The sequence below is a fragment of the Sphingomicrobium marinum genome (genome assembly GCF_026157105.1).
Lineage (GTDB): Bacteria > Pseudomonadota > Alphaproteobacteria > Sphingomonadales > Sphingomonadaceae > Sphingomicrobium > Sphingomicrobium marinum.
In genome coordinates this window covers 828,458-850,208 of sequence record NZ_JANPVQ010000001.1, presented here as the reverse complement: position 1 = coordinate 850,208, position 21,751 = coordinate 828,458, and the positions used below count along the sequence as shown (strand labels likewise).

26 protein-coding genes and 1 tRNA gene are annotated in these 21,751 nt (G+C 59.0%); 7 read left to right on the top strand and 20 right to left on the bottom strand.

What is annotated here, in order from left to right:
* Positions 1 to 23 precede the first annotated feature (23 nt).
* Positions 24 to 179 carry a hypothetical protein gene (locus NUX07_RS04365; RefSeq protein WP_265529121.1) on the top strand — a complete coding sequence of 52 codons (156 nt, stop codon included), beginning with the start codon at positions 24 to 26 and terminating at the stop codon, positions 177 to 179.
* Positions 180 to 252: 73 nt separating this feature from the next.
* On the opposite strand, the gene NUX07_RS04360 is transcribed toward NUX07_RS04365, so the two are convergent.
* From NUX07_RS04360 to NUX07_RS04330, 7 genes are all read right to left on the bottom strand, one after another.
* A complete protein-coding gene (locus tag NUX07_RS04360; RefSeq protein WP_265529120.1) occupies positions 253 to 807 on the bottom strand; it encodes a cell wall hydrolase in 555 nt (184 codons plus the stop codon).
* Positions 808 to 1,143: 336 nt separating this feature from the next.
* Entirely contained in the window at positions 1,144 to 2,958 is a 1,815-nt protein-coding gene (typA, locus tag NUX07_RS04355; RefSeq protein WP_265529119.1) for a translational GTPase TypA, read from the bottom strand.
* Between the two features lie 72 nt (positions 2,959 to 3,030).
* The gene (locus NUX07_RS04350; RefSeq protein WP_265529118.1) at positions 3,031 to 3,438 is read right to left on the bottom strand and encodes a MarR family transcriptional regulator; all 408 of its coding nucleotides are present in this window, start codon (positions 3,436 to 3,438) and stop codon (positions 3,031 to 3,033) included.
* Between the two features lie 133 nt (positions 3,439 to 3,571).
* Positions 3,572 to 5,629: a 3-hydroxyacyl-CoA dehydrogenase NAD-binding domain-containing protein gene (locus NUX07_RS04345; RefSeq protein ID WP_265529117.1), complete on the bottom strand. Its 2,058-nt coding sequence runs from the start codon at positions 5,627 to 5,629 to the stop codon at positions 3,572 to 3,574.
* Positions 5,630 to 5,644: 15 nt separating this feature from the next.
* Entirely contained in the window at positions 5,645 to 6,394 is a 750-nt protein-coding gene (locus NUX07_RS04340; RefSeq protein WP_265529116.1) for an SDR family NAD(P)-dependent oxidoreductase, read from the bottom strand.
* A complete protein-coding gene (locus tag NUX07_RS04335) occupies positions 6,391 to 7,170 on the bottom strand; it encodes an SDR family NAD(P)-dependent oxidoreductase (protein ID WP_265529115.1) in 780 nt (259 codons plus the stop codon). The genes NUX07_RS04340 and NUX07_RS04335 overlap by 4 nt, the downstream gene beginning before the upstream one ends.
* Positions 7,167 to 8,414 carry an acyl-CoA dehydrogenase family protein gene (locus NUX07_RS04330; protein WP_265529114.1) on the bottom strand — a complete coding sequence of 416 codons (1,248 nt, stop codon included), beginning with the start codon at positions 8,412 to 8,414 and terminating at the stop codon, positions 7,167 to 7,169. The genes NUX07_RS04335 and NUX07_RS04330 overlap by 4 nt, the downstream gene beginning before the upstream one ends.
* Positions 8,415 to 8,493: 79 nt before the next feature.
* Here NUX07_RS04330 and NUX07_RS04325 point away from each other — a divergent pair, with 79 nt between their 5' ends.
* Together NUX07_RS04325 and NUX07_RS04320 are read left to right on the top strand one after the other, a co-directional pair.
* On the top strand, positions 8,494 to 9,645 hold the full coding sequence (locus NUX07_RS04325; protein ID WP_265529113.1) for an acyl-CoA dehydrogenase family protein: 1,152 nt from the start codon (positions 8,494 to 8,496) through the stop codon (positions 9,643 to 9,645).
* 3 nt (positions 9,646 to 9,648) lie between these two features.
* The gene (locus NUX07_RS04320) at positions 9,649 to 10,770 is read left to right on the top strand and encodes an acyl-CoA dehydrogenase family protein (RefSeq protein WP_265529112.1); all 1,122 of its coding nucleotides are present in this window, start codon (positions 9,649 to 9,651) and stop codon (positions 10,768 to 10,770) included.
* Here the strand turns inward: NUX07_RS04320 and NUX07_RS04315 are convergent.
* Positions 10,767 to 11,153 (bottom strand): PaaI family thioesterase, encoded by a 387-nt coding sequence (locus NUX07_RS04315; RefSeq protein WP_265529111.1) that lies wholly within the window; start codon positions 11,151 to 11,153, stop codon positions 10,767 to 10,769. The genes NUX07_RS04320 and NUX07_RS04315 overlap by 4 nt on opposite strands.
* Before the next feature lie 17 nt (positions 11,154 to 11,170).
* A complete protein-coding gene (locus NUX07_RS04310) occupies positions 11,171 to 11,323 on the bottom strand; it encodes a hypothetical protein (RefSeq protein ID WP_265529110.1) in 153 nt (50 codons plus the stop codon).
* 141 nt (positions 11,324 to 11,464) lie between these two features.
* Here NUX07_RS04310 and purS point away from each other — a divergent pair, with 141 nt between their 5' ends.
* Both purS and purQ read left to right on the top strand, forming a co-directional pair.
* Positions 11,465 to 11,698, top strand: a complete 234-nt coding sequence (purS, locus tag NUX07_RS04305; protein WP_265529109.1) for a phosphoribosylformylglycinamidine synthase subunit PurS — start codon at positions 11,465 to 11,467, stop codon at positions 11,696 to 11,698.
* Positions 11,698 to 12,366, top strand: a complete 669-nt coding sequence (gene purQ / locus NUX07_RS04300; RefSeq protein ID WP_265529108.1) for a phosphoribosylformylglycinamidine synthase subunit PurQ — start codon at positions 11,698 to 11,700, stop codon at positions 12,364 to 12,366. Before purS ends, purQ begins: the two co-directional genes overlap by 1 nt.
* On the opposite strand, the gene NUX07_RS04295 is transcribed toward purQ, so the two are convergent.
* Positions 12,363 to 13,154 carry a VV20781 family protein gene (locus NUX07_RS04295; protein ID WP_265529107.1) on the bottom strand — a complete coding sequence of 264 codons (792 nt, stop codon included), beginning with the start codon at positions 13,152 to 13,154 and terminating at the stop codon, positions 12,363 to 12,365. The genes purQ and NUX07_RS04295 overlap by 4 nt on opposite strands.
* Before the next feature lie 49 nt (positions 13,155 to 13,203).
* Between NUX07_RS04295 and NUX07_RS04290 the strand changes: the two genes are divergently transcribed.
* Positions 13,204 to 13,280 (top strand) — tRNA-Arg (locus NUX07_RS04290).
* Between the two features lie 71 nt (positions 13,281 to 13,351).
* Here the strand turns inward: NUX07_RS04290 and NUX07_RS04285 are convergent.
* The 7 genes from NUX07_RS04285 to NUX07_RS04250 form a co-directional block, all read right to left on the bottom strand.
* Positions 13,352 to 13,801 (bottom strand): hypothetical protein, encoded by a 450-nt coding sequence (locus tag NUX07_RS04285; protein ID WP_265529105.1) that lies wholly within the window; start codon positions 13,799 to 13,801, stop codon positions 13,352 to 13,354.
* Between the two features lie 532 nt (positions 13,802 to 14,333).
* Positions 14,334 to 14,690 carry a Rap1a/Tai family immunity protein gene (locus NUX07_RS04280; protein WP_265529103.1) on the bottom strand — a complete coding sequence of 119 codons (357 nt, stop codon included), beginning with the start codon at positions 14,688 to 14,690 and terminating at the stop codon, positions 14,334 to 14,336.
* Between the two features lie 580 nt (positions 14,691 to 15,270).
* A complete protein-coding gene (locus NUX07_RS04270; RefSeq protein ID WP_265529101.1) occupies positions 15,271 to 16,200 on the bottom strand; it encodes a PDZ domain-containing protein in 930 nt (309 codons plus the stop codon).
* Between the two features lie 11 nt (positions 16,201 to 16,211).
* A complete protein-coding gene (locus tag NUX07_RS04265; protein ID WP_265530743.1) occupies positions 16,212 to 16,484 on the bottom strand; it encodes an excalibur calcium-binding domain-containing protein in 273 nt (90 codons plus the stop codon).
* A gap of 1,352 nt (positions 16,485 to 17,836) precedes the next feature.
* Complete coding sequence (locus NUX07_RS04260) at positions 17,837 to 19,252, bottom strand: phage major capsid protein (RefSeq protein ID WP_265529099.1); 1,416 nt, start codon at positions 19,250 to 19,252, stop codon at positions 17,837 to 17,839.
* Between the two features lie 190 nt (positions 19,253 to 19,442).
* Positions 19,443 to 19,703, bottom strand: a complete 261-nt coding sequence (locus tag NUX07_RS04255; protein ID WP_265529096.1) for a hypothetical protein — start codon at positions 19,701 to 19,703, stop codon at positions 19,443 to 19,445.
* A 210-nt stretch (positions 19,704 to 19,913) separates the two neighbouring features.
* The gene (locus tag NUX07_RS04250) at positions 19,914 to 20,126 is read right to left on the bottom strand and encodes a hypothetical protein (protein ID WP_265529095.1); all 213 of its coding nucleotides are present in this window, start codon (positions 20,124 to 20,126) and stop codon (positions 19,914 to 19,916) included.
* A 31-nt stretch (positions 20,127 to 20,157) separates the two neighbouring features.
* Between NUX07_RS04250 and NUX07_RS04245 the strand changes: the two genes are divergently transcribed.
* Positions 20,158 to 20,403 (top strand): hypothetical protein, encoded by a 246-nt coding sequence (locus NUX07_RS04245; RefSeq protein WP_265529094.1) that lies wholly within the window; start codon positions 20,158 to 20,160, stop codon positions 20,401 to 20,403.
* A 5-nt stretch (positions 20,404 to 20,408) separates the two neighbouring features.
* On the opposite strand, the gene NUX07_RS04240 is transcribed toward NUX07_RS04245, so the two are convergent.
* The 3 genes from NUX07_RS04240 to NUX07_RS04230 all read right to left on the bottom strand — a co-directional run bounded on the left by NUX07_RS04240 (position 20,409) and on the right by NUX07_RS04230 (position 21,716).
* Entirely contained in the window at positions 20,409 to 21,047 is a 639-nt protein-coding gene (locus NUX07_RS04240) for an RNA polymerase sigma factor sigma-70 region 4 domain-containing protein (RefSeq protein ID WP_265529093.1), read from the bottom strand.
* Positions 21,040 to 21,348, bottom strand: coding sequence for an HNH endonuclease (locus NUX07_RS04235; RefSeq protein ID WP_265529091.1), 309 nt, complete (start codon positions 21,346 to 21,348; stop codon positions 21,040 to 21,042). Before NUX07_RS04235 ends, NUX07_RS04240 begins: the two co-directional genes overlap by 8 nt.
* A gap of 167 nt (positions 21,349 to 21,515) precedes the next feature.
* The gene (locus NUX07_RS04230; RefSeq protein WP_265529090.1) at positions 21,516 to 21,716 is read right to left on the bottom strand and encodes a helix-turn-helix transcriptional regulator; all 201 of its coding nucleotides are present in this window, start codon (positions 21,714 to 21,716) and stop codon (positions 21,516 to 21,518) included.
* Positions 21,717 to 21,751 lie beyond the last annotated feature (35 nt).

Below are 21,751 nucleotides of genomic sequence, written 5' to 3'. Positions count from 1 at the left end.
CCTTAATCACGGGGAGGCTGACTTTGCAGTTGGAATCGAACTATCGCTTCTATCTTCGCCGCGCCGCACAGGAACGTGTTCGTGCCGTGCGCGCCATCACCGATGAAGCACGCGCCCGCCACGAGGAACTAGCAACGCGCTTCGCCGCACGCGCCGAGGACCATCGCCAGATCGCCTAGCGGTACGCCCGAAACCAGACACAAAAAAAGGCCGGGATCGCTCCCCGGCCTTTTTGTTTGTCTTTCTGCCGTCTTAGGCTTCGTAAAAGATGTGCACCCCGACCTTGGCGACCTGGTTGAGACGCTTGCGCCAAACCGGTTTCACATAATCGGCATGATACCAGAGCACGCCTTCGGGCACGATTTCATGCGCGTCTTCGATCGCAATGCGCGCCACTGCCTTGGCGGTCTCCCAGCTTTCCATATCGCGAACCTTCGGGAAGGTGCGGTTCTTGACGAAGCTGAACTGCGCCTTCTGCTTGATCACGTTGCACCAGGTCGACGGATATTTCTCGCTCTCGGTACGGTTGATCACCACGTCGGCGACCGCCAGCTGGCCTTCAAGGCTTTCGCCGCGCGCTTCGAAATAGACGGCGTTGGCGAGGCACTTGCCCTGCTCGTCGAGCGAGAAGCCCTCTTTATATTCTTCCACCAGTTCGGGAAGTTCCTTGGGCGCTTCAAGCTCGGTCTCAATCGTGACCGGCGCGCGCTCCATGATCTTTTCTTCACCCATGGCTGCATTGGCGTTCAAACCGAATACGAGAGCAGCCAACGCCGGCACCATGCCGGCCCCCAAATAACGCTTCATGATATCTCTAGATAAGTGCGGTAAGTCGTCCCCGTCGGGTCCCTCCACGGCCCCTATGACGCTTTCGATCTTTCCGTCTCGCCCTCGCTCATCGCTGACCCTCCACGGCAGCGCGAGCCCTCGCTCATTTCCTTATGAGGCCTATTTAATGCCTATTATCGGCCAGGCAAACACTTCGTCGATGAACTGTTGTTGCAGTGCGGTAAAGCTTGCAACACCTTGTTTTTTAACGAATTTATTGCTCGTCGATGAACATATTCTGCTCAATTCGTCGCCCTGTGACAACATCCCAACGTGCACTGAACAAAATCGGGACGCTTAACGGTTAACCCGGGCTTAGGCGTCTTCCTTCTTTTTCATCTTCTTGCGCTCATGCGTATCGAGATAGCGCTTGCGCAGGCGAATGGATTTGGGCGTCACTTCGACCAGTTCATCGTCCTGGATATAGGCAATCGCCTGTTCGAGCGTCATGCGCTTGGGCGGCGTCAGGCGGATGCCCTCGTCCTTGCCCGAGGCACGGAAGTTGGTGAGCTGCTTGGATTTCTGCGCGTTGACCTCGAGATCCTGCGGCTTGGCATTCTCGCCGATCACCATCCCGGCGTAGAGTTTCTCGCCGGGCGACACGAACAGGATGCCGCGATCTTCGAGCGCATTGAGCGCGTAGCCGACCGCTTCGCCCTTATCCATCGAGATCAGAACACCGTTCTGGCGCCCTTCGATCTTGCCCTTGTGCGGCCCGTATTTCTCGAACACGCGGTTCATGATGCCGGTGCCGCGCGTATCGGACAGGAACTCGCCGTGATAGCCGATGAGGCCGCGACTGGGCGCGCTGAAGGTCAGGCGCGTCTTGCCGCCACCCGACGGGCGCATGTCGGTCATCTCGGCTTTGCGCAGCGCCATCTTCTCGACCACGGTGCCTGAATAATCGTCATCGACATCGACGACCACGGTTTCATAGGGCTCCTCGCGGCCACTGGGGCCTTCCTGGAACAGCACGCGGGGGCGGCTGATCGACAGTTCGAAGCCTTCGCGGCGCATATTCTCGATCAGCACGCCGAGCTGCAGTTCGCCGCGGCCCGCCACTTCGAAGGCGTCCTTGTCGGCGCTTTCCGAGATGCGGATCGCAACATTGCTCTCGGCTTCGCGTTCGAGCCGTTCGCGGATGACACGGCTCTGCACCTTGTCGCCTTCCTGCCCCGCATAGGGGCTGTCATTGACGGCAAAGGTCATGCTGAGCGTCGGCGGATCGATTTCGCGCGCCGGCAGCGGCTCGGCGATCTGCGGCGTGCCGATGGTGTTGGACACGGTCGCCTCGACGAGGCCGGCGATGGCGACGATGTCGCCCGCCTTGGCGCTTTCGACCGGCACCCGCTCGAGCCCTTCAAAGGCAAACAGCTTGGTGCAGCGCCCTTCTTCGACCTTGTTGCCATTGACGTCGATCGCCTTGATCGGGTCGCCAACGTTGAGCGTCCCGCTTTCGATGCGCCCCGTCAGGATACGGCCAAGAAAGTTGTCGCGGTCGAGCAGCGTCGCCAGCATCTTGAATTCGCCGTCCGGGTCGAGGCCGGGTTCGGGTACATGCTCGACGATCGTTTCGAAGAGCGGCGTCAGGTCGCCGTCGCGTACGTTGTCATCGCGTCCGGCATAGCCCGAGCGGCCCGAAGCGTAGAGCGTCGGAAAATCGAGCTGCTCGTCATTGGCATCGAGATTGAGGAAAAGCTCGAAACATTCGTCGAGCACTTCGGCCGGACGCGCGTCGGGACGATCGATCTTGTTGACGACCACGATCGGCTTGAGGCCCAGCCCCAGCGCCTTGCCGGTGACGAACTTGGTCTGCGGCATCGGGCCTTCGGCGGCATCGACCAACAGGATGACACCATCGACCATGCTGAGGATGCGCTCGACTTCTGCGCCGAAATCGGCGTGGCCCGGCGTATCGACGATGTTGATGCGCGTGCCCTGCCATTCGACGCTGGTGCACTTGGCGAGAATCGTGATGCCGCGTTCTTTTTCGAGATCGTTCGAATCCATCGCGCGCTCTTCCACGCGCTGGTTTTCGCGGAAGGTGCCGGACTGGCGAAACAGCTGGTCGACCAATGTGGTTTTGCCATGGTCGACGTGCGCGATAATCGCGACGTTACGTAGTGACATTTTTCTTTTCCTCGGGGGACGTTTGGCGCGCCCCTACAGCATCATGCCCGTTGCTGCAATGCAGCATGCACCTCAACGCATATGTTCGAGGATCTCGACCGCGCGCTCGACGGCGCGTTGTTCACTGGGTGCCAGCGAGCCGATCCTTTCGGCCAGTCGCCCATGGTCGGCGGCCGTATCTTCTAGGTGGCGCTTGCCCTCCTCGGTAAGCCGAAGCTGCAATCGGCGCCGATGATCGGGATCGGGGCGGCGATCGACCAGCCCGTCGCGCACCGCGGCATCCACCGCACGGCTGATCGCCGGCGCCCCGCGATTGACCGCCTCGGCAACCGCACCAAGACTGGCGGGCTCAAGCTCCTCGATCGCCATCAGCATCGAACGTTCCTGCAGCCGATAGCGGTCCTGTAACCGCCCGTCATCGAGCCGTTCGATGACGGCGGCCAATCGCTGCGCGATCCTGTCTTCGTTGAGCTTGAACATTCTGCGACGCTAACGATTAATTGCAGCGTAGCAAGTTTTCCTGTCGCAAAATATGTTCGGCCCGCAGTTAGCGTTAAAAGAACGCCCCGCGCTGCCTGGGCGACGCGGGGCGACTTGAAATCAGGCGCAAGGACTACCGAGTAAACTTCTCGCCCTTTTCCGCCTTGTCGAGCAGCAGCTGGCTGAAGCTGAAGCTGTCGCCCATGCGATCCTGCTGGCGCTTCAGGCCCTCGACAATCTTGTCGAGCCCTTCGCTGTCCGCCCAATGCATCGGGCCGCCGCGATAGACCGGCCAGCCATAGCCGTAGATCCACACGACATCGATGTCGGAAGCGCGCTGCGCCTTGCCTTCCTCTAGGATCTTCGCGCCCTCGTTGACCATCGTGTAGAGCGTGCGTTCGACGATTTCCTGGTCGCTGATCTCGCGCGTTTCGGTGACGCCTTCCTTCTTGCGGAAGTCCTCGATTATTGCTGCGGTGACGTCCGACGGGCTCGGACGGCGGTTCTCGTCATAGTCGTAGAATCCCGCGCCTTTCTTCTGGCCCCAGCGCTCCTTCGCGCACAGCGCGTCGCGGATGCTTTCGATACGTTCGGGATCGCGGTGCCAGCCAATATCGACACCGGCTAGGTCGGCCATCTGGAACGGCCCCATCGGCATGCCGAATTCGACATGCACCTTGTCGACCTGCGCGGGCGTCGCACCTTCGAGCAACAGCTTTTCGGCTTCGAGCTGGCGCGGGATGAGCATGCGGTTGCCGATGAAGCCGTAGCAGACGCCCGCAATGACGGCGACTTTCTTGATCTTCTTGGCCAGCGCCATCGCGGTCACCAGCACATCGTCCGCCGTCTTGTCGCCGCGTACGACCTCAAGGAGCTTCATGATGTTGGCGGGTGAGAAGAAGTGGAGGCCCACGACGTCTTCGGAACGCTTGGTCACCGACGCGATCTCGTTGATGTCGAGATAGGATGTGTTGGAGGCGAGGATCGCGCCGTCCTTGGCGATGCCGTCGAGGCGCGTGAAGATCTCCTTCTTCACGTCCATATTCTCATAGACCGCCTCGATGATGAGGTCGCATTCGGCCAATTCATTGAAGTCCAGCGTCGGGTTGAGCAGGCCCATCGCCTGGCCGACCTGTTCCTCGGTCATGCGGCCTTTCTTGGCCGTCGACTGGTAATTCTTCAGCATGATGCCCGTGCCGCGATCAAGCGCGTCCTGGTTCATTTCGACGATGGTGACCGGGATGCCAGCGGTAAGAAAGTTCATCGAAATGCCGCCGCCCATCGTACCGGCGCCGATCACGCCGACGCGCTTGATGTCACGCGGCTGGACGTCGTCGCCGACGCCGTCGATCTTGGCGGCCTTGCGCTCGGCGAAGAAGAAATATTGGCGGGCGCGCGCCTGCGGGCCGGCCATCAGCTCCATGAACTTCTGGCGTTCGAACATCACACCTTTCTCGAACGGCATCTCGGTCGCCGCCTTTATCGTTTCCAGGTTGGCCTGCGGGGCCACATCGCCGCGGAACAGCTTGGCGTTGGCTTTTTTGTACTCCTCGAAAATGGCGTGATCGACGTCAGTTACCTTGTCGTCTCGCTCGGACGACCGGGGCAGCGGGCGGACGTCTTTCACTTCGTCGGCATAGGCGACCGCGTGCTCGATCAGTTCGCCTTCGACGATGCGATCGACGAGGCCGGCATCGTGCGCCTGTTGCGCCGAAATCGGCTTACCGGTCGTCGCCATCTGGAGCGCCAGTTCGACACCCGCGACGCGGGGCCCTCGCTGCGTGCCGCCTGCGCCCGGAAGCAGGCCCAGATCGACTTCGGGAAAGCCCAGTTTCGCGGACGGCACGGCGACGCGGTAATGGCACCCCAGCGCAACCTCGCAGCCCCCGCCCAGCGCGGTGCCATGGATCGCAGCCACGACCGGCTTGGTGCAGGCCTCGATACGATCGACCACGTCGGGCAGCCACGGCATCACCGGCGGTTTGCCGAATTCGCTGATGTCCGCACCCGCGAAAAAGGTGCGGCCCTTACAGGCGATCACGACGGCCTTGACGCTGTCATCGGCCTCCGCGGCTTCGATCTCGCGCACCAGGCCTTGGCGCACCGCGGCGCCTAGCGCATTTACGGGCGGATTGTCGCTCCAGATGATCTGCACATCGCCATGTTTTTCGCTGGAAATCGGGTCGGTCATTTTAGTCTCCGAAGGTCAGATTGCGGTGCGGCCGTAGGCCTGCAGGTTGAAGGGGTGGGAAGAGGACAATCCTCCGTCCACGACCAACGCATGGCCGTTGACATAGGATGCCTCGTCGGACGCTAGGAAAAGCGCGGCATTGGAGATCTCGATCGGCTCGCCGCCGCGCTTCAAGGGGTTGAGGTGGCCGAGCTTGTCTTCAACGCCCTTGGCGCGGGCGCGTTCGTAGACGAATTCGGTCATCCCGGTCTCGATGAGGCCCGGGCAGATCGCGTTGACGCGGATGTTGGAGCCGGTGAGCTGCTGCGCGCCGATCTTCACAAGATTGATCACCGCCGCCTTGGACGCGGTATAGGCCGCGCCGCCCGCGCCCGAGCGCAAGCCCGCGACCGAGGCGGTCGCGATGATCGAGCCACCACCGCGCTTCTGCATGTGCGGCGCCGCATGCTTGATCGCCATCGCAGGGCCAATCGTGTTGACGCGAAGGATTTCCGCCCAGTCATCTTCCGTTTGCTCGAACATCGAAGCGAGCCCGCCCGAAATGCCGGCATTTGCAAATATGATGTCGAGCCCGCCATGCTTGTCGGCGACCTCGTCGATCAGCGCCTTTACCGCTGCCTCCGAACCCGCATCGCACTCGACATCGGCGTTCTTGAGATCGGCGCCGACGACTGTCGCGCCTTCATTGCGGAACAGGTCGACCGTGGCTTTGCCGATGCCGCTCCCGGCACCGGTGACGATGGCGATCTTGCCGTCGAGCCTCACAGCCCCACCCCGATCGTGCTTCCGCCGTCTACGATCATCGCCTGGCCGGTCATGAAAGTTGAAGCTGGGCTCGCGAGATACACGGCGGCCCCGGCGATTTCTTCAGGCTCGCCAATGCGCCGCATCGGCGTCCCGCGCGTCACCATCTTGAGCGTATCGGGATTTTCCCACAGCGCGCGGGCGAAATCGGTTTTGATGAGCCCCGGCGCGATACAATTCACCCGCACGCCCTTGGGCCCGTATTCGGCCGCCAGGTTGCGCGCGAGCTGAAAGTCGGCGGCCTTCGAGACATTGTACGCACCGATCGTTGTCGAACTTGTCAGCCCGCCGATCGACGACACGATGATGATCGAGCCTTCCTCGCGTTCGAGCATCTCGGGCGCGCACATCTGGATGAGCCAGTGATTGGAGACCACATTGTTCATCAAAATCTTCTCGAATTGCTCGTCCGAGATCCCGCCCATCGGCCCGTAATAAGGGTTGGAAGCGGCGTTACAGACCAGCACATCGACCTTGCCGAACGCAGCGCGGGTCTCGTCCACTAGGTTCTGCAAATCTTCCTTTGAAGAAATGTTCGCCGCGACAGCAATTGCAGTGCCCTCGCCATGGTCGGCGTTGATCGCCGCGGCGGTTTCCTCGCAGGCATCCTGCTTGCGACTGGAGATCACGACCTTGGCGCCCTGCGCCGCCATCGCCTCGGCAATCGCCTTGCCGATCCCGCGGCTCGAGCCCGTGATGACGACCGATTTGCCGGTTAGGTCAAAGAGTTTGCTCATTGGGGCAGCTCCGCATGTTTTGCATACTCGATTCGCGCGATGGTGCGATTATGGACCTCGTCGGGTCCGTCGGCGAGGCGCAGCGTGCGTATGCCAGCCCAGCTATGCGCCAGCGGCGTATCCTGGCTGACACCCGCGCCGCCAAAGGCCTGCACCGCATCGTCGATTACCTGCAGCGCCATGCGCGGCGCCTTCACCTTGATCATCGCGATCTCGGCCTTGGCTTCCTTGTTGCCGACCTTGTCCATCATGTCGCCGGCCTTGAGACAAAGTAGCCGTGTCGCGTCGATCTCGATCCGCGCTTCGGCGACCCGCTGTTCCCAGATCGAATGCGCGCCGATGGTCTTGCCGAAGGCGACACGCGACTGCAGCCGCTTCACCATCAGTTCGAGCGCTTCCTCGGCCGCGCCGATCGTGCGCATGCAGTGGTGGATGCGTCCCGGGCCCAGACGCCCCTGCGCAATCTCGAACCCCCTACCCTCGCCAAGGAGCAGGTTGGAAGCTGGCACCCGCACATTATCAAGGCTGATTTCCATATGACCATGCGGCGCATCGTCGAAGCCATAGACGTTCAAGGCGCGGTGGATCGTTACGCCCTCGGCATCGAGCGGCATCAGGATCATCGACTGCTGGCGATACTTGTATTCTTGGGGATCGGTCTTGCCCATGACGATGGCGAGCTTGCAGCGCGGATCGCCCGCCCCGCTCGACCACCACTTGCGGCCATTGATGACATAATCGTCGCCATCGCGCTCGATCCGGCACTCGATATTGGTGGCATCGGACGATGCGACCGCGGGCTCGGTCATCAGGAACGCCGAGCGGATCTTGCCGTGCATCAGCGGCTCGAGCCACTGATTCTTCTGCTCGCGCGTGCCGTAACGATGCAGCACTTCCATATTGCCCGTATCGGGCGCCGAACAATTGAAGACTTCGGCGCTCCACAGGATGCGGCCCATTTCCTCGGCGCACAGCGCATATTCAAGATTGGTCAGCTGTTCGCCTTCGAAGTCGAAAGTCTCGTCGACATGGCTCAACATTCCGCCGGGCGGCATGAACAGGTTCCATAGCCCCGCCTTTTTCGCGAGCGGCTTAAGCTCTTCGATCAGCTCCAGATGAGACCAGCGATCGCCCTCGTTGATCTCGCGGTAGTAGTCCGCGACTCGCGGCCGAACATGCTCGTCGATGAAGGATTTGACCCGGTCGCGGAAGAAAGCCTGCCTTTCCGTAAGGTCAAAATCCACAGCACCTCTCCCAGGTTGATGTTCGGTCCGTCGCGTTTCAAAACGGGGCTACGCATCCGCACCTGAAAGGACAAGGGCCATGGCCGACTTCCGCACCGAAACCAGAGCTTGGCTGGAGCAAAACTGCCCGCCATCCATGCGCACACCGATGAAATCAGAGAAAGACGCCTGCTGGGGCGGCCGCAACTTTGAATTCCAGTCCGAAGACCAGAAAGTCTGGTTAGAGCGCATGGCAGAGCGCGGCTGGACCGTGCCCGACTGGCCATCCGAATATGGCGGCGGCGGGCTGAGCGCCGAAGAGACGAAGATCCTGCATCAGGAAATGAAGGCGCTTGGGTGTCGCCTACCGCTGACCAGTTTCGGCATTTCGATGCTTGGCCCCGCGCTGCTCAAGTTCGGTACCGAGGAGCAGAAACTGCGCTTCCTCCCGCCGATCGCGCGCGGCGAAATCCGCTGGTGCCAAGGCTATTCGGAACCGGGTGCGGGTTCCGATCTTGCCGGCCTCCAGACCAAGGCCGAAGACAAGGACGATCATTATCTCGTCAACGGCCAGAAGGTCTGGACCTCCTACGCCGACGAAGCGGACTGGATCTTCTGCCTCGTGCGCACCTCCAAAGAAAGCAAGCATGGCGGCATCAGCTTCCTGCTCTTCGACATGGAATCGGAAGGCGTCTCGACCAAACCGATCAAGCTAATCAGCGGCTATTCGCCTTTCTGCGAAACCTTTTTCGACGACGTGAAGGTCCCCAAGGACCAGCTCGTCCATAACGAGAATGAAGGCTGGACGGTCGCCAAGTACCTGCTCGGGCACGAGCGCGAGATGATTTCTGGAATGGGGCTTGGCGGCGGTTCGGGATCATCGCTGTTATCGCAGGCCGTCGGCGACCAGGGCGATCCCATCCTCGCCGCCGATCTCGCCCGTTTCGATGTCGATGCGCTCGCCTTTCAGGCGATGAGCGAACATTTCATCGACAAATTGAAAGCCGGAGAATCGCACCCTGCCGAACCCAGCCTGATGAAGTATGCCGGCACCGAACTGAACAAGCGCCGCCACGAACTCGTCATGCAGGGCGGTGGGTCGGACGCGCTCGAATGGGAGAGTGAGCGTTCCAGGGAAGGCAAGAAGGCGCGCGAATGGCTGCGCACCAAGGCCAACTCGATCGAAGGCGGCACGTCCGAAATCCAGCTCGGCATCGTTGCCAAGCATATCCTCAACCTGCCGGGGGCCTGATCGATGCTCAAACTCAACGAAGACCAGCTGATGCTGCAGGACAGCGTACGCCCCTTCATGGCGGATAAAGGCAGCATCGCCAAACAGATGCGCCACTGGCGCGATCATGGCTGTCCTGACGGCTTTGGCCACGACCTGTGGAAACAGTTCGCCGAACTTGGCCTCACCGGCATCCTGATCCCCGAAGACAAGGGCGGCAGCGGGCTCGGCCAGGTCGAAGCCAACGTGGTGCTTGAGGAAATCGGCCGCAACCTGACGCCCTCGCCCTTCCTCACGACCGCCATCGCGGCGGTTAAGGCGTTTGAGGGCAGCGCCCATGCGGAGCGCTGGTTTCCGGGCATCGTGGCCGGTGAGACCGTAGCGGCGCTGGCGATCGATGAGGGCGCGCACCATGATCCCGGTCGGATCGCGATGGAGGCCAAGCGATCGGGCAACGGCTTCACGCTCAATGGGGCCAAGCAGTTCGTCGTGCATGCACGCAGCGCCGACGTCCTTCTTGTCGCAGCGCGCACCGCTGGCAGCCCGGGCGAAACCGATGGCCTCACGCTCTTCGCGGTCGAAAAAGACACCAAGGGCGTCGACCTTGAGAACGTGACGCTGGCCGATGCCAGCAAGGCCGGGCGGCTCCAGTTCGACAATGTCGAGCTCGATGCCGACGCCGTGGTCGGCGACGTCGACGGCGGCTGGACCGTCTTGGCCCCTGCCCTACGCGCCGCGCGCGCGGGCGCGGCCTCCGAACTCACGGGCGTTGCCGCCGGCGCCTTTGCGATGACCAACGGTTACCTCCAGGAACGCAAGCAGTTCGGCCAGCTGATCGGCAGCTTCCAGGCGCTGCAGCACCGCGCCGCGCATCTGTATGGCGAGATCGAGATCGCACGCGCCGCGACATTGAAGGCCGCGCAGCTGATCGACGAGGGGTCGGAGCGCGCCGACATGATGACGTCGGTGGCCAAGGCCAAGTCAGGCGCCGTCGCGCGTCTCGCGGTACAGGAAGCCGTCCAGATGCACGGCGGCATCGGCATGACCGATGAACATGATATCGGCTTCTATATGAAGCGGCAGGCCGTGGTGGACGAATTGTTCGGCAGCCCCAATTACCACGCCATGCAGGTCGTGCGCGGCTAGGTCCGCGCCGGCCGTTCCAGCAGGAAATTCATCTGGGCCGAGGCAATGGGTTTGTCTCGGCCATTCTGCCACGCGAAGACCTCGACATTGGCGATCCGCCGGCCCAGCCGTTCGATGCGCGCTTCGGCACGCGTGTCGACCATCCGCCCGCCCCGCATGAAATCGACGGTAACGGTGATGGGTTTCATCACCACCTTGGGATTGGCGACCTTCTCGGAAAGCGTGGCGAACGCGGTGTATTCCAACAGGCCGGCAATCGCTCCGCCATGAAGGAAGCCGGGACGGCCGACCACGCCCTGCGATGCGGGCATCACGAAAAAAAGCCGCCCGTCTTCACGGCGCGGCTCAAGTCCCAACAATTTCCCGTAAGGCGGCATGTCCATGTGACGTGCCTAGCGGTTCAACCTGCCGATTTATAGCCTGCAAGAATTCCAAGCACGAACGACGTCGCCAGCGCGAGCTGGATCTTGCCGTTGGGGTCTGCCCAACCGAAATAGTCGCTGCCCCAACCGAACAGCGCGATGAATATCAGCGATGCGATCCCTACGATCATCCGAGCCACCCTTCGTTTGCGACTCGTACAAGTCGCCAAACGCGGACTCTCGCGGATCAAGGTTAGAAAAGAGTTAAGGTTGCGAACCGTGTCTCGGGCCGCCATAGGGCGGTGAAACCCTTTGCAACGGAGCTTGTGCCCATGAAAGCGCGTGTGCTGATCACTCTCAAGAACGGCGTCCTCGATCCGCAGGGCAAGGCGATCCACCACGCGCTGGAAGGTCTGGGGTTCGATGGGGTGAGCGATGTTCGCGCCGGCAAGGTCATCGAACTCGACCTCGCCGATGGCACCGATGACGCCACGATCGAGCGGATGTGCGAGAAACTGCTCGCCAATACCGTTATCGAAAATTACGCGATCGAACGGCTCGACTGATGCAAAGCGCGGTCATCGTCTTTCCCGGCTCCAATTGCGACCGCGACCTCGCGGTGGCGCTTGAGCAGGTCACCGGCAAAGCGCCCAAGATGGTGTGGCACGGCGAAAGCGAATTGCCTGCGGGCACCGATCTCGTCGGGCTGCCCGGCGGCTTCTCCTACGGCGACTATTTGCGCTCGGGCGCAATGGCCGGTCGCTCGCCGATCATGAAAGCCGTCGCCGCCGCTGCCAGCCGCGGTGTTCCGGTGATCGGCATTTGCAACGGATTCCAGGTATTGACCGAAACCGGCTTGCTACCAGGTGCCTTGATGCGCAATTCAGGCATGCACTTTGTCTGCAAGACAGTCGGGCTCACGGTGGAGAACAACCAGTCGCTGTTCACCAATCGCTACGAACAGGGCGAGACCATCCATATCCCGGTCGCGCACCATGACGGCAACTATCAGGCCGACCCCGACACGCTCGATCGCCTCGAAGGCGAAGGCCGCATCGCCTTCCGATACACCGAAGAGGTCAACGGATCGGCACGCCGGATCGCCGGCATCCTCAACGAAGCGGGCAACGTACTCGGCATGATGCCGCATCCCGAACGCGCCATGGAAGACGCGCACGGCAACCAGGACGGGCGGCGCTTGTTCGAAGGCCTGGTGGAGACCGTCGCCGCTTAAGTCTCGCCAAGCTGGCTTTCAGCGGGATCCCACAGCAAGGCCAGCGCCATCGCACCGATGAACATGGTGCGCTCCACGCCGGGATCGGTGCCGGCGGCGACGAATAGTCGCGGTGTGCCGTTTGTCTCGACTGCGCCGATGATCTTGCCGTGCTGTTCGAACCGGTATCCGATCGGCGCCGCCGTAGTCAGCGGGGTGCCCTTGAGCGCATGAACCGAGCGGATCTGCAAAACTTCGCCGCCAAGCGCGATTTCTCCGCGTCGTTCATACTGGTTGAGCGCGCTTTGCAGGTTGCTCACACTTTCATGAAGTTCAAAACGCGCTGGGAATGGACGACCGTCTGAAAGAAACTCGCACCGATACGCCATCGGTTTGGTCGTAAACGACGCGCTGCCAAACTGCAGCGCCTTTTCACGCATCCGGCAGCGTCCTTCAATTACGCTGCTGATCTCGGGCCCGCTAACGGTAAACGTGGCGTGCCCGGCACGGCGGTCGAACGTATCAAGAAACGTCATGCGGCGCTCTGAACGTTCATAGCCGCCCTGATAGTCGGCGGAATGGAACCGCCCGTGGGTCCAGCCGGTGACCCCGTGGATGGGCACGGCCTGCTGCATGGCAAGATGGGAAGGAAGCTGCATCTCGGCAGCCGGGAGGGTGCTGCACCCCGACATCAATAACGCAGCAGCAACAATTGCGTATCGCATCGTCACAACTCCGATCAGGCGATGATTCGCCACGATCCTGATGCGCTCTGTCGCCTGTCCGACAGATGAATGTTTTTCTGCCATGACGCGCAATGCTGGAAAGCAGGCGACGTCATGGTTATGGGGAAGCGGGGCGCCCGTAGCTCAGTTGGATAGAGCACGAGACTTCTAATCTTGAGGCCGCAGGTTCGACTCCTGCCGGGCGCACCACAAAATCAAGGACTTAAGTCCAGTCTAGGAAACATGCCCAAACGGCTAGGTATCGCATAGGTAACTCTGGCCTAGAAAATTCCTAGGAATGCTGCATAGGAGCCCCCAATAAAGCTCGCCAAACTTGCCAAGACCAACCCAACCGACGCTTTCACGGAATTATTCCCAATCGCTTCATATTCGTCGGCGCTTTTTTCAGACACCGCTTTCATGCCATCATACTCAATGGCTCGAATGCCAGAGTCGCTCATATATGCACCTTGAGAAGCATAAGCCGCGAGATAAGCTAGCGTCACCAAGACAAGACCCGCTGCATAGAGCGCAAACGCGACCTTGAAGTTAGACACATCAGCCGTACCGCCATTACCGGCGTACGTCAGCAAGGCTAGTATGGCGCCGCCATTTATTAACTGCAGTGTTTTGAGTCCTGCGAGCGTGTATTGATGCTGGAACTCTAGCCGCTGCTCAGCATCGGATCGCAAATGATCCGCCTGGGTCTTATTTGTGTTTCCACTTGTCATGTGCAGGAAGCTAGCGTGATCTGTGTTCGTCGCCAATTGCCAAACATCAAGACGATGATCGGTGAGGAATTGAATTTGTCGCTAGCGCACACCCGTCGGGAATTCGCTTTCAAGGACTGGAACGCTGCCCCCAGGATCGAACGGACCAACCTCACACCAAAAACCTAAGTCGGGCCTAGGGTCCGCGTCATTCGATGCTAGCATTGCTTGCAGGTTAGCATTCAGCGCCCTTGCCACCATTGCGCAGTTACTAAGATCATATCGCTCACCTTCGCCGGTGTTGAACGAGGCGAATTGCACGCGCATCGATGGGTCGAATTCGGAGTTCCGATATAGCGTGACGGGCTCCGGTTCCGGCTCCGTCTCACAACCGGCCAGAGCTAGTATACTAATTACCAAGAATACTCGCATATAATCGCCCTATGATGATCGCAGATTGCCCCGCAATCTTCGTTGTCGATGGCGACAGCATCGTAGCTATTTGAGCCGCAATTACCAGCGCGCTCCTGGCCCCTAGCTCTGAGCGATTCTTTTACCCACTGCCCTCGCAGGGGAATACGTTCTCGACCGCGAGCAAGAAGACCAATGCCACAGGAAAATCCTCGATCTCGGGATTGTTGTCGGTGTGATCTCGTAAGATTTGGACGTTCTGATCTACTGTGATTGTGAGGTTTTCTGGAGGACAATAGATCGGTTGTTTTCCGTCCATCTCCATTGCGACGTTCGCCCAACTCAACCCTTGTGACACCCCATGTAGATAGAGCAAGTTGAACCCCGCTTCTTCGCCGCCCGCATCGTGCTGATCCAAAAATTCGCGAGCCGAAGTTCCAGCATCCTCTAGACTTGGGTCGACTGGCTGCAACAAGAACGCGACTAGTGATAAAAGCATTGTGGCCCTCCTTCATCGACCATTCGCTCAAGGAAATGCTGGGTCAACCGGGTTGCTGCCCGTATCGAAGCCCTTGCGCGGCCTACAGGACCGCTGGGGTTTCGCAAACCAGATCCACCACAGCAGCGGGATCCATCAATCGCAGCGATGATCGCGCCAGTATCTTGGCCACGCAACGGCTGGACCTTGCACCATAGCGCAGTTAAGATCGCGGCCATCTGATAGCGTGCACCAAGCAGCGGTTCGATTGCCGCCAGCTGATCCATCCGACAAACAAGTCATACTGTTAGCGCGTACCGTTATATGGCCGTGGCGCAACGATCCTTTCGCGCCGCCGAGCAACTCCACGAGGTAATCACGAGCCTCGCGTCCCGACGTGTTGGGGCATGGGTGGCCAGGATTGCACGTTTCGTCCATCTCTCGTGCTGCAACACCGGCAAGGCGCACTCTTGGGCCTTCAGCGCACCAAATTGGTCCGTCACCATCCCAGACTGCTATAGGCGTGCATTGAAATGTCGTGCCGGACTGAACGACTTGAAGAGCAATGAAAAACGGTAGCATCAGCGCGCTCCGGCGATAATCAATCAGACGAAAGTAATTTGGCCTTCTGCGTCTCGAATTCCTCATCTGAAATTATTCCGTCGTCGCGAAGTTTTGCAAACTTTGCCAATTCATCCGCTAACGAGAGAGGTGACGCACTTGCAACAGTTGGTGCTTGATCGACCACCGGCTGGGGAACGGCTGGAAGGGCGGGTGCCACCACTGCATCACGGAACTTTCTTTGAAGCATGACCTTCATCCGCTTGCCGTCGCGATAAATCTCAACTTCGTATTCATTGCGATCTGCACCTTTTGCAGCTCCGTCGAGCAAGTCACCAAGATCTTTGATCTTCTCGCCCGCAACGCGATAAAGGCGATCACCGGGTTTAATACCGGCAATTTCAGCAGCGCTACCTTCAGCAACCGTATCGATCATCGCGCCCTGTTTTGTGCGCGGCTGATTTGAAAACGTTACCCCCATCACAGCGTGATTGGGGAAAGTTGTGCCGGGTGGATGTCGGCCGCCTGCGCCTTCAAGAAAAGTCATAGCAGCATTATGAAATTCCGGTCCGTTGAATTCCTGTCTCTGAATCTGACCGAAAGCCATCTGGGTTTCCATCCATCCAGTCGCTTGAACGCGGGAGACCTCGTCAATCGTAGCGATGTTGAATCGATAAAAAGTCTTTGGCGTGGTGGAATAACTGTTGCCAAGTAGAAGCTGGCCTAAAACTTGCTGCCCCATATTCATCGGAATTTCGCACACGACCGAATTTTCTGCCGATGAAATTACTGTGAACTTCGCATTCATGCAGTGATTTGCGATGTTGCTGGATGTCTTTGCTGCTGGAACGTCGAATAGCATTTCCGTAGCGCCGGACGGCGTTACTGCATGGTATTCATCTGCATTCGCAGCCGAAGGAAAGACGATCAATCCGATTGCGACGATCGCCGGAACTAAATGGTTTGTCATTTCAATGCCCCTTATTCGCAGCCAATGCCGTCGTTATCGCGATCCAGATGCGGTCCATATCCTGGATCACCGCGCCGAACTGGAGCAGCACCAGCGGCACGCGCTTCGCTACAATTTTTGAATGATCTTTGTGTGCCGGTGTTTGGGATGGCCCGCTGTGGCGCTGGAGCCGACGCCTTCCGATGGCAATGATAACCGCCGGTTTGTCGATTGTTATGGCAGCCCTCTTTGTTGAGGCCGCCAGGATGGGCCGAAAGGGGCGCTGATGGCAAAGCAACGACCATGGCCACCGGCAAACCAAGCACGAGCAGAAAATAACGCAACAAGCCGACTCTCCCCTCTTCGATCCGGCAGCATCGTATAGAAATGGGAATTGAACTTTCGTCAACGTATTCTGCGTGAATGTTCTATGTCGAGACTATCGGCATCGATGCGCCGGAATTACATTGTTCGCTAGTGACCAGAACTGATGCAGTTCTGTACGTGCCTATCGGGATTACCGGCAGCATTTCTAACGTCTTCGATATTTCGCAGAAGATTTTCATAACCTTCCCTTCCGCGGCATAGTTGTCGTGCCTCATTGCCCGCCTGAAGCGTTTGCGGCACCAACTGTCTATATTGGGCGGCGGTACTGCGTGCTGCCTGACAATATGCACCCACGCCGCCACCCCCGGATGAAATGGCTCTCGATGCGTTCTGTAGGTTGCTCATTGCTGATGCCATCGATCTCCATCCACTCTGGAACTTTTGAACGGCCGCATCGCAAGCTTGTGAATTGCCATTTCTCGACAACCGATCCTCGTTGGGCTCATTTAATCGCGCATTGGCTTGGCATCTTTGCGTAAATGGTGCGCAGGCCCTCTCGCCATATGACTGCCGCTCTTCTGGAGTGGAGTTCTCGGGTACACTTACATAAACCGTCTGAGAGTTGCCGGGACCGCAATAACACTTTGCAGGCACTTCGATCATGCGATTGCCGTAGTCGGCACTATCTAACGTCTCAACGATGCGACAGGACGCTACGCTCAAATCGGAATTTTCGGAGCTGAGTAAGAGTTCGACTTGTTCACTACCACCACGCACGACGGTAGTCTGAGGCTGCGGGCCAAGGTACCAATCCACAACAGAGCAATCGTTTGTGCTCGAAGTTATTCGCGCCCAATTATTCACCTTTGAGATCGTGGCAGAGCATCGACCGATGACCTTTGATGCGTCGCAAGGAGCACCAGTCTGACTCAACGACGCGTTGGTCTTGGAATTCGAACCAAACGAAACCGCGCCGAATGCAAAGGAAACCGTCAAAATCACTAGCAAGAGGACTATGGGTTTCATCAGGAGATGCATTCTCTTCATCCTTAGATCGCAAGCCAATCGTGCGGCACGATTAACCAACCATGACGCTTCCTAATCTCAGTTTACATACCAGATTTGTGATCAATTTGACAGTTGCAAGTCTTTGTAGATTGCATCGATTCCTCGAGACTAGATCGAAAGCTGGCCAAACATCAAACGCGGAAAAATCCGCTAGAATGGGCGGCGGAGCCGTGGAGAAAATCGCCCCCGCCGCCACGGAGCAGGGCGGCCCGATGAACCTAACAAGCCGCCCATGAAGCGGGGGTAACGCCCCGCTACACGATTAGGCTGGCGGGATATTGCCCGTCAGTTCAGCGAAGCTAACCGCGTGTTCAACCTGCACGTCTCCGCGCATCCAGCAGAAAAAGCCGATCTGGTGGTTTTCCTGATAGATGTAGGGGTTGGCTTCCAGGCGCACGTTCGTGCGAAGCCCGATCAGCATTCGGCTGAAGTCGCCCATCAGGATCGAGCTGGCATCGGTTGCCGTGCCTTCGGTTTCATCAACCGGCACAGCATTCGTCGCTAGCTTGGGCACGCTCGCCACCATTTCGGGAACGCGAAGCGGGTTGTTGTCCGCATCCTTCAGCTTGGCATAGTCGCGCGCCGTGCGCGGGCTCCAGATCATCGCCGTGGGATCGCCCGCGTTATCCGCCTGCAATTCGTAGATCGTGTCGATGATCTTGTCATAGTCGGACGGAGCCGCGCCATTCGTGCCCATCGAAACGGAGTTGATGCCGCTGATATTTTTTAGCCCGGTCGGCTCGTTAGAACTACCGCTGCCAAAAAGGCACGCGCGGTCAAATTCCAGCGCTGCTGATTGAATGAACGCGTTTTCGAGAATACGCGCCACGTTCAAGCTATCGTCAAGCAGTTCGCGTGAAACCTTGATCGAACCTGCAAGCGACTTAGCCTGGAGCGACACTGCGCCGAAGGTCACATCGTTTTGCGTGATCGCCGCATTTTCAACGCGCCATGCCATGACTGGATCGCTTTCAAGCCGTGCGATCGCCAGCGTTTCGCTTTCCATCGGGACGGTGCGAGCGCCAGCGCGCACAACGACCGAAGCTTTGCGGAGCTTGTCGATGTACCAAGCCGCCAATGGCGTCGGGACGGTGAAGCCACCCGCGCTGTCAGTGCCTTCCGAAAGGGCACGACGCTCGGCATCGTCGCGCGGGCCAGTAACCATCGCACGGATGATCTGGCCAAAACGCGGGCCGTTGTATTGCCCGGTCGCGCTGTCGATGTAACGCTCTTCAGGCTTCAAAACCTGAATGCGCTTGCCATCGCGGGTCTGCCAAATCTCGGCTTCGTCATCAAAGCGCGTCCGAACGTCACTGCCGTCGCCCATGCACTCGCCGGACGCGCCCGGAATACGGCGTTCATCGGCAGTAAGGGGCGTCTTTTTGTCGAAGCTGTCGCGCAAGTCCATCTCGGCTTGCACTTCGTCATACATCGCCATGAGGATGTCATGGGCGTTTTCCAGCTTCTTGCATTCCCGCTCTTCGTCGCTTTTCTTAACTGCATCGAGCGTTTTGCGCGCTGCCATCTTGATCTGCGAACGAACGGAATGAAGCTGTCGCCATTCCGCGCTGCGAGTGTCAAAATCCCCGCTCTTGCCCGTTGGCAATTTGCTACCAATGCCGCGCAATGCGATGTCCGCAACCTCTAAGTCGCGTTCGTCAAAATCCTGTAGAATCATTATCGGTCCCCCGAAAAGACGACAGGCACCAGCCCGCCGCCACTGTTGAAAGTGGTTTGCGAATGCCGGTGCCTCGTTCCGCCACTAGGTGCGGAGGGGGTCACTTTGCCGGGAAACGGGGAAACTAGGCCTTGCCGTTTCGGTTCCGACGCGTTATGAAAGCCGTCCATAGCTGAAAATTCTCGAAAAGTCAAGCGTCAGGCTTTGGCTCAATCTGAATAGGATTGTTGCCAAACTCGCCGCGCTCAAGTTCGTCGGCCAGGTCTCGCAAATAGTTGATCCCGCCAACCTTTCCGAAGTTGTGACCAACAACATCGGCAAACATGGTGGTGGTGACGGCCAGAAGATCGCCTTGTGTCCAATCCCGGCGGCGGGCCATCTCGAAGTTGGCCATAGTAAATTGATGGCCGTGCTCGACGGCTTGCTCAGCGGTTAGGTTGCCAGTGTTCATTATATTCTCCTCGCGCGTGCGCCCGCGCGTAAAGCGGGCTGAAAATGGTTTTTTGTTGAGTTAGCGATGCACCGTTGGACCGGGTGCGGTTTACGGTTGCACCTACCCAGTCTCGCCCCTCCCCCTTGACCCGAAGTCTCAACCGTGGCGCGGCGAAGTTTCCGCCGGTTCGGGTTCCGCATTCGTGCGGTTTCGGCGCAGACCCACCCCCTAATCGTCGCCTTGGTCCATGTCCGGCTCGATAGCCACGCGGTAGCCCAAATGGGTCCACTCGCTCTCGGCTGTCTCCTCGCCAGTCAACAATCTGCCGACATGATATTCGAGATGCCGAATCTGCTCGACGCGCAGCCATTGCACCGCGTCCGCGTCGAATTCGATAATGACAACGACTCGTCCGACTGCTTTCATATCGGCAACTGCCATGGGGGAACAAATGAGGAACGGTCAACGCGCCATGTTGTTCGTGAGCCTGATTGGGCTTTCGGCTTGCGAATTGTTCGAGCCTGATCGTTGGGAAGGCTTCGTTTATCCGAACCAGCACAACTTGGCCGACTGGCAGGCCATCGGCACCTACGAGACTTTTGAGCAATGCCGCGCCGCCGCCCAGTCTCGAATTCAATCTCTCGACGAACCCGATAATGCGACATTCGAGTGTGGGCTGAATTGCAGAGGCAGCATCTATGAAGAGACGCGAGACTGAGCCGATCATGCGCCCACCCCCATTTCCACTGGGTCTCGCTGGTCGCAGCATTTCCCGACTACGTATGGCTTAATTATAAGAGGTGTTTCTACGTCACCAGATGGATTTGGCGGCTCAACGCAAAACTCGGAAAAATCAACGGCGCTTGGTGTCTGAGCGTCACCAGTCGCTTTTGCCTCTGGTGAATTAGCGTCACCAGTTGGGGGGGGCTCTGGTGACATAGCGTCACCCTGCTTCTTCATTTCGCAGGGATTCCAATGGCGATATTCGTTCGTCGCCGGGATGGGCAATCCGCGCTTGTCATGAGTGCTAATGAACGTCAGCCGATACTCACGGGCGCGGCGCTCGGTCCATGACTGCGGCTTAGGCTCAGCAATGAGGCCATGCACAATTAGCTTTCCCATCGCCTTGGCGATCCGCCGATTGTTTACACTGCCCAAACGCTCCCCAATCTGCCGATAGCTAAGCACGATGTTGCCGTTGTTGTGTCCGTTGAAAGCTCGCATGATCTCCAGCAAAACCGCGCGTTCGTAGGGCGGTAGCGCGACATACGCTGGGGAGTCGGCCACCACTGTCGGCAGTCCGATGAATCTCCCGCCGCACAAGTCGGCTTTGTCGCGGGGTTGGCTCTTCCGCTTACCCATTGCCTTCAGCCCGCTTCTTTGGCCGGTAAACGTGCCAGCGCATGAAGTTCGCCTCGCCAGCCGATTTCGTCAGATGACACGGCTTGCAAATGCCCTGGAGATTGGACCTTTCATCACCGCCGCCCAGGCATTTGGGCACAATATGGTCGATCTCTTCAGTTGGCGCTCCACACAGCCGACACGCCGGCTCTTCGTTTCGCACTGTCGCTCGCATTTTCGGCTTCACGCCATACTTGCGGCGCTTGCGTGGCGGGTATGCGATCCAGTTATGCTTCGGCTTGGAGTCTACATCATCGGCCATGACGCGCACCTCCAAACCAGCGCGCCCAAAGCAGCATTTCGAGACGCGCTTTTGCGGCTTCATTTGCTTGTAAGATTGACCGTGATCGGGTAGAAAAATGGGGAACGTCCTGCTCACAGCAATCAAGGCGTCCGGCCCTCACATCTCGCACGGTGTGGGGGCCTTTTTCATGCAGCATCGGCTTGCCCCCCGCGTTCTGCTATGCGGGCCGCGATCCAGTCTTCGACCTCGGATTCTGCAAAGGCGATGGCGCGCGACCCGATCTTTATCGGCGCACAAAAAGTGCCTTCAGAGATTTTTGCGTAGAGGCTCGATCGGGTTAGTCCGGTCCGATCGAGTACGGCGGGGAGCCTTAGTAGCTTTGACATTGACGCCTCCATTAAGTGCAGAGGCATCTCAAGTA

Bases quoted from the DNA above. Each gene is read 5' to 3' on its own strand.
- NUX07_RS04360 (WP_265529120.1), bottom strand. From the start codon at position 807: ATGAAGCGTTATTTGGGGGCCGGCATGGTGCCGGCGTTGGCTGCTCTC.
- typA (WP_265529119.1), bottom strand. From the start codon at position 2,958: ATGTCACTACGTAACGTCGCGATTATCGCGCACGTCGACCATGGCAAA.
- NUX07_RS04350 (WP_265529118.1), bottom strand. From the start codon at position 3,438: ATGTTCAAGCTCAACGAAGACAGGATCGCGCAGCGATTGGCCGCCGTC.
- NUX07_RS04345 (WP_265529117.1), bottom strand. From the start codon at position 5,629: ATGACCGACCCGATTTCCAGCGAAAAACATGGCGATGTGCAGATCATC.
- NUX07_RS04335 (WP_265529115.1), bottom strand. From the start codon at position 7,170: ATGAGCAAACTCTTTGACCTAACCGGCAAATCGGTCGTCATCACGGGC.
- NUX07_RS04325 (WP_265529113.1), top strand. From the start codon at position 8,494: ATGGCCGACTTCCGCACCGAAACCAGAGCTTGGCTGGAGCAAAACTGC.
- NUX07_RS04320 (WP_265529112.1), top strand. From the start codon at position 9,649: ATGCTCAAACTCAACGAAGACCAGCTGATGCTGCAGGACAGCGTACGC.
- NUX07_RS04315 (WP_265529111.1), bottom strand. From the start codon at position 11,153: ATGGACATGCCGCCTTACGGGAAATTGTTGGGACTTGAGCCGCGCCGT.
- NUX07_RS04310 (WP_265529110.1), bottom strand. From the start codon at position 11,323: ATGATCGTAGGGATCGCATCGCTGATATTCATCGCGCTGTTCGGTTGG.
- purS (WP_265529109.1), top strand. From the start codon at position 11,465: ATGAAAGCGCGTGTGCTGATCACTCTCAAGAACGGCGTCCTCGATCCG.
- purQ (WP_265529108.1), top strand. From the start codon at position 11,698: ATGCAAAGCGCGGTCATCGTCTTTCCCGGCTCCAATTGCGACCGCGAC.
- NUX07_RS04295 (WP_265529107.1), bottom strand. From the start codon at position 13,154: ATGGCAGAAAAACATTCATCTGTCGGACAGGCGACAGAGCGCATCAGG.
- NUX07_RS04285 (WP_265529105.1), bottom strand. From the start codon at position 13,801: ATGACAAGTGGAAACACAAATAAGACCCAGGCGGATCATTTGCGATCC.
- NUX07_RS04280 (WP_265529103.1), bottom strand. From the start codon at position 14,690: ATGCTTTTATCACTAGTCGCGTTCTTGTTGCAGCCAGTCGACCCAAGT.
- NUX07_RS04270 (WP_265529101.1), bottom strand. From the start codon at position 16,200: ATGACAAACCATTTAGTTCCGGCGATCGTCGCAATCGGATTGATCGTC.
- NUX07_RS04265 (WP_265530743.1), bottom strand. From the start codon at position 16,484: ATGGTCGTTGCTTTGCCATCAGCGCCCCTTTCGGCCCATCCTGGCGGC.
- NUX07_RS04260 (WP_265529099.1), bottom strand. From the start codon at position 19,252: ATGATTCTACAGGATTTTGACGAACGCGACTTAGAGGTTGCGGACATC.
- NUX07_RS04255 (WP_265529096.1), bottom strand. From the start codon at position 19,703: ATGAACACTGGCAACCTAACCGCTGAGCAAGCCGTCGAGCACGGCCAT.
- NUX07_RS04250 (WP_265529095.1), bottom strand. From the start codon at position 20,126: ATGGCAGTTGCCGATATGAAAGCAGTCGGACGAGTCGTTGTCATTATC.
- NUX07_RS04245 (WP_265529094.1), top strand. From the start codon at position 20,158: ATGTTGTTCGTGAGCCTGATTGGGCTTTCGGCTTGCGAATTGTTCGAG.
- NUX07_RS04240 (WP_265529093.1), bottom strand. From the start codon at position 21,047: ATGGGTAAGCGGAAGAGCCAACCCCGCGACAAAGCCGACTTGTGCGGC.
- NUX07_RS04235 (WP_265529091.1), bottom strand. From the start codon at position 21,348: ATGGCCGATGATGTAGACTCCAAGCCGAAGCATAACTGGATCGCATAC.
- NUX07_RS04230 (WP_265529090.1), bottom strand. From the start codon at position 21,716: ATGTCAAAGCTACTAAGGCTCCCCGCCGTACTCGATCGGACCGGACTA.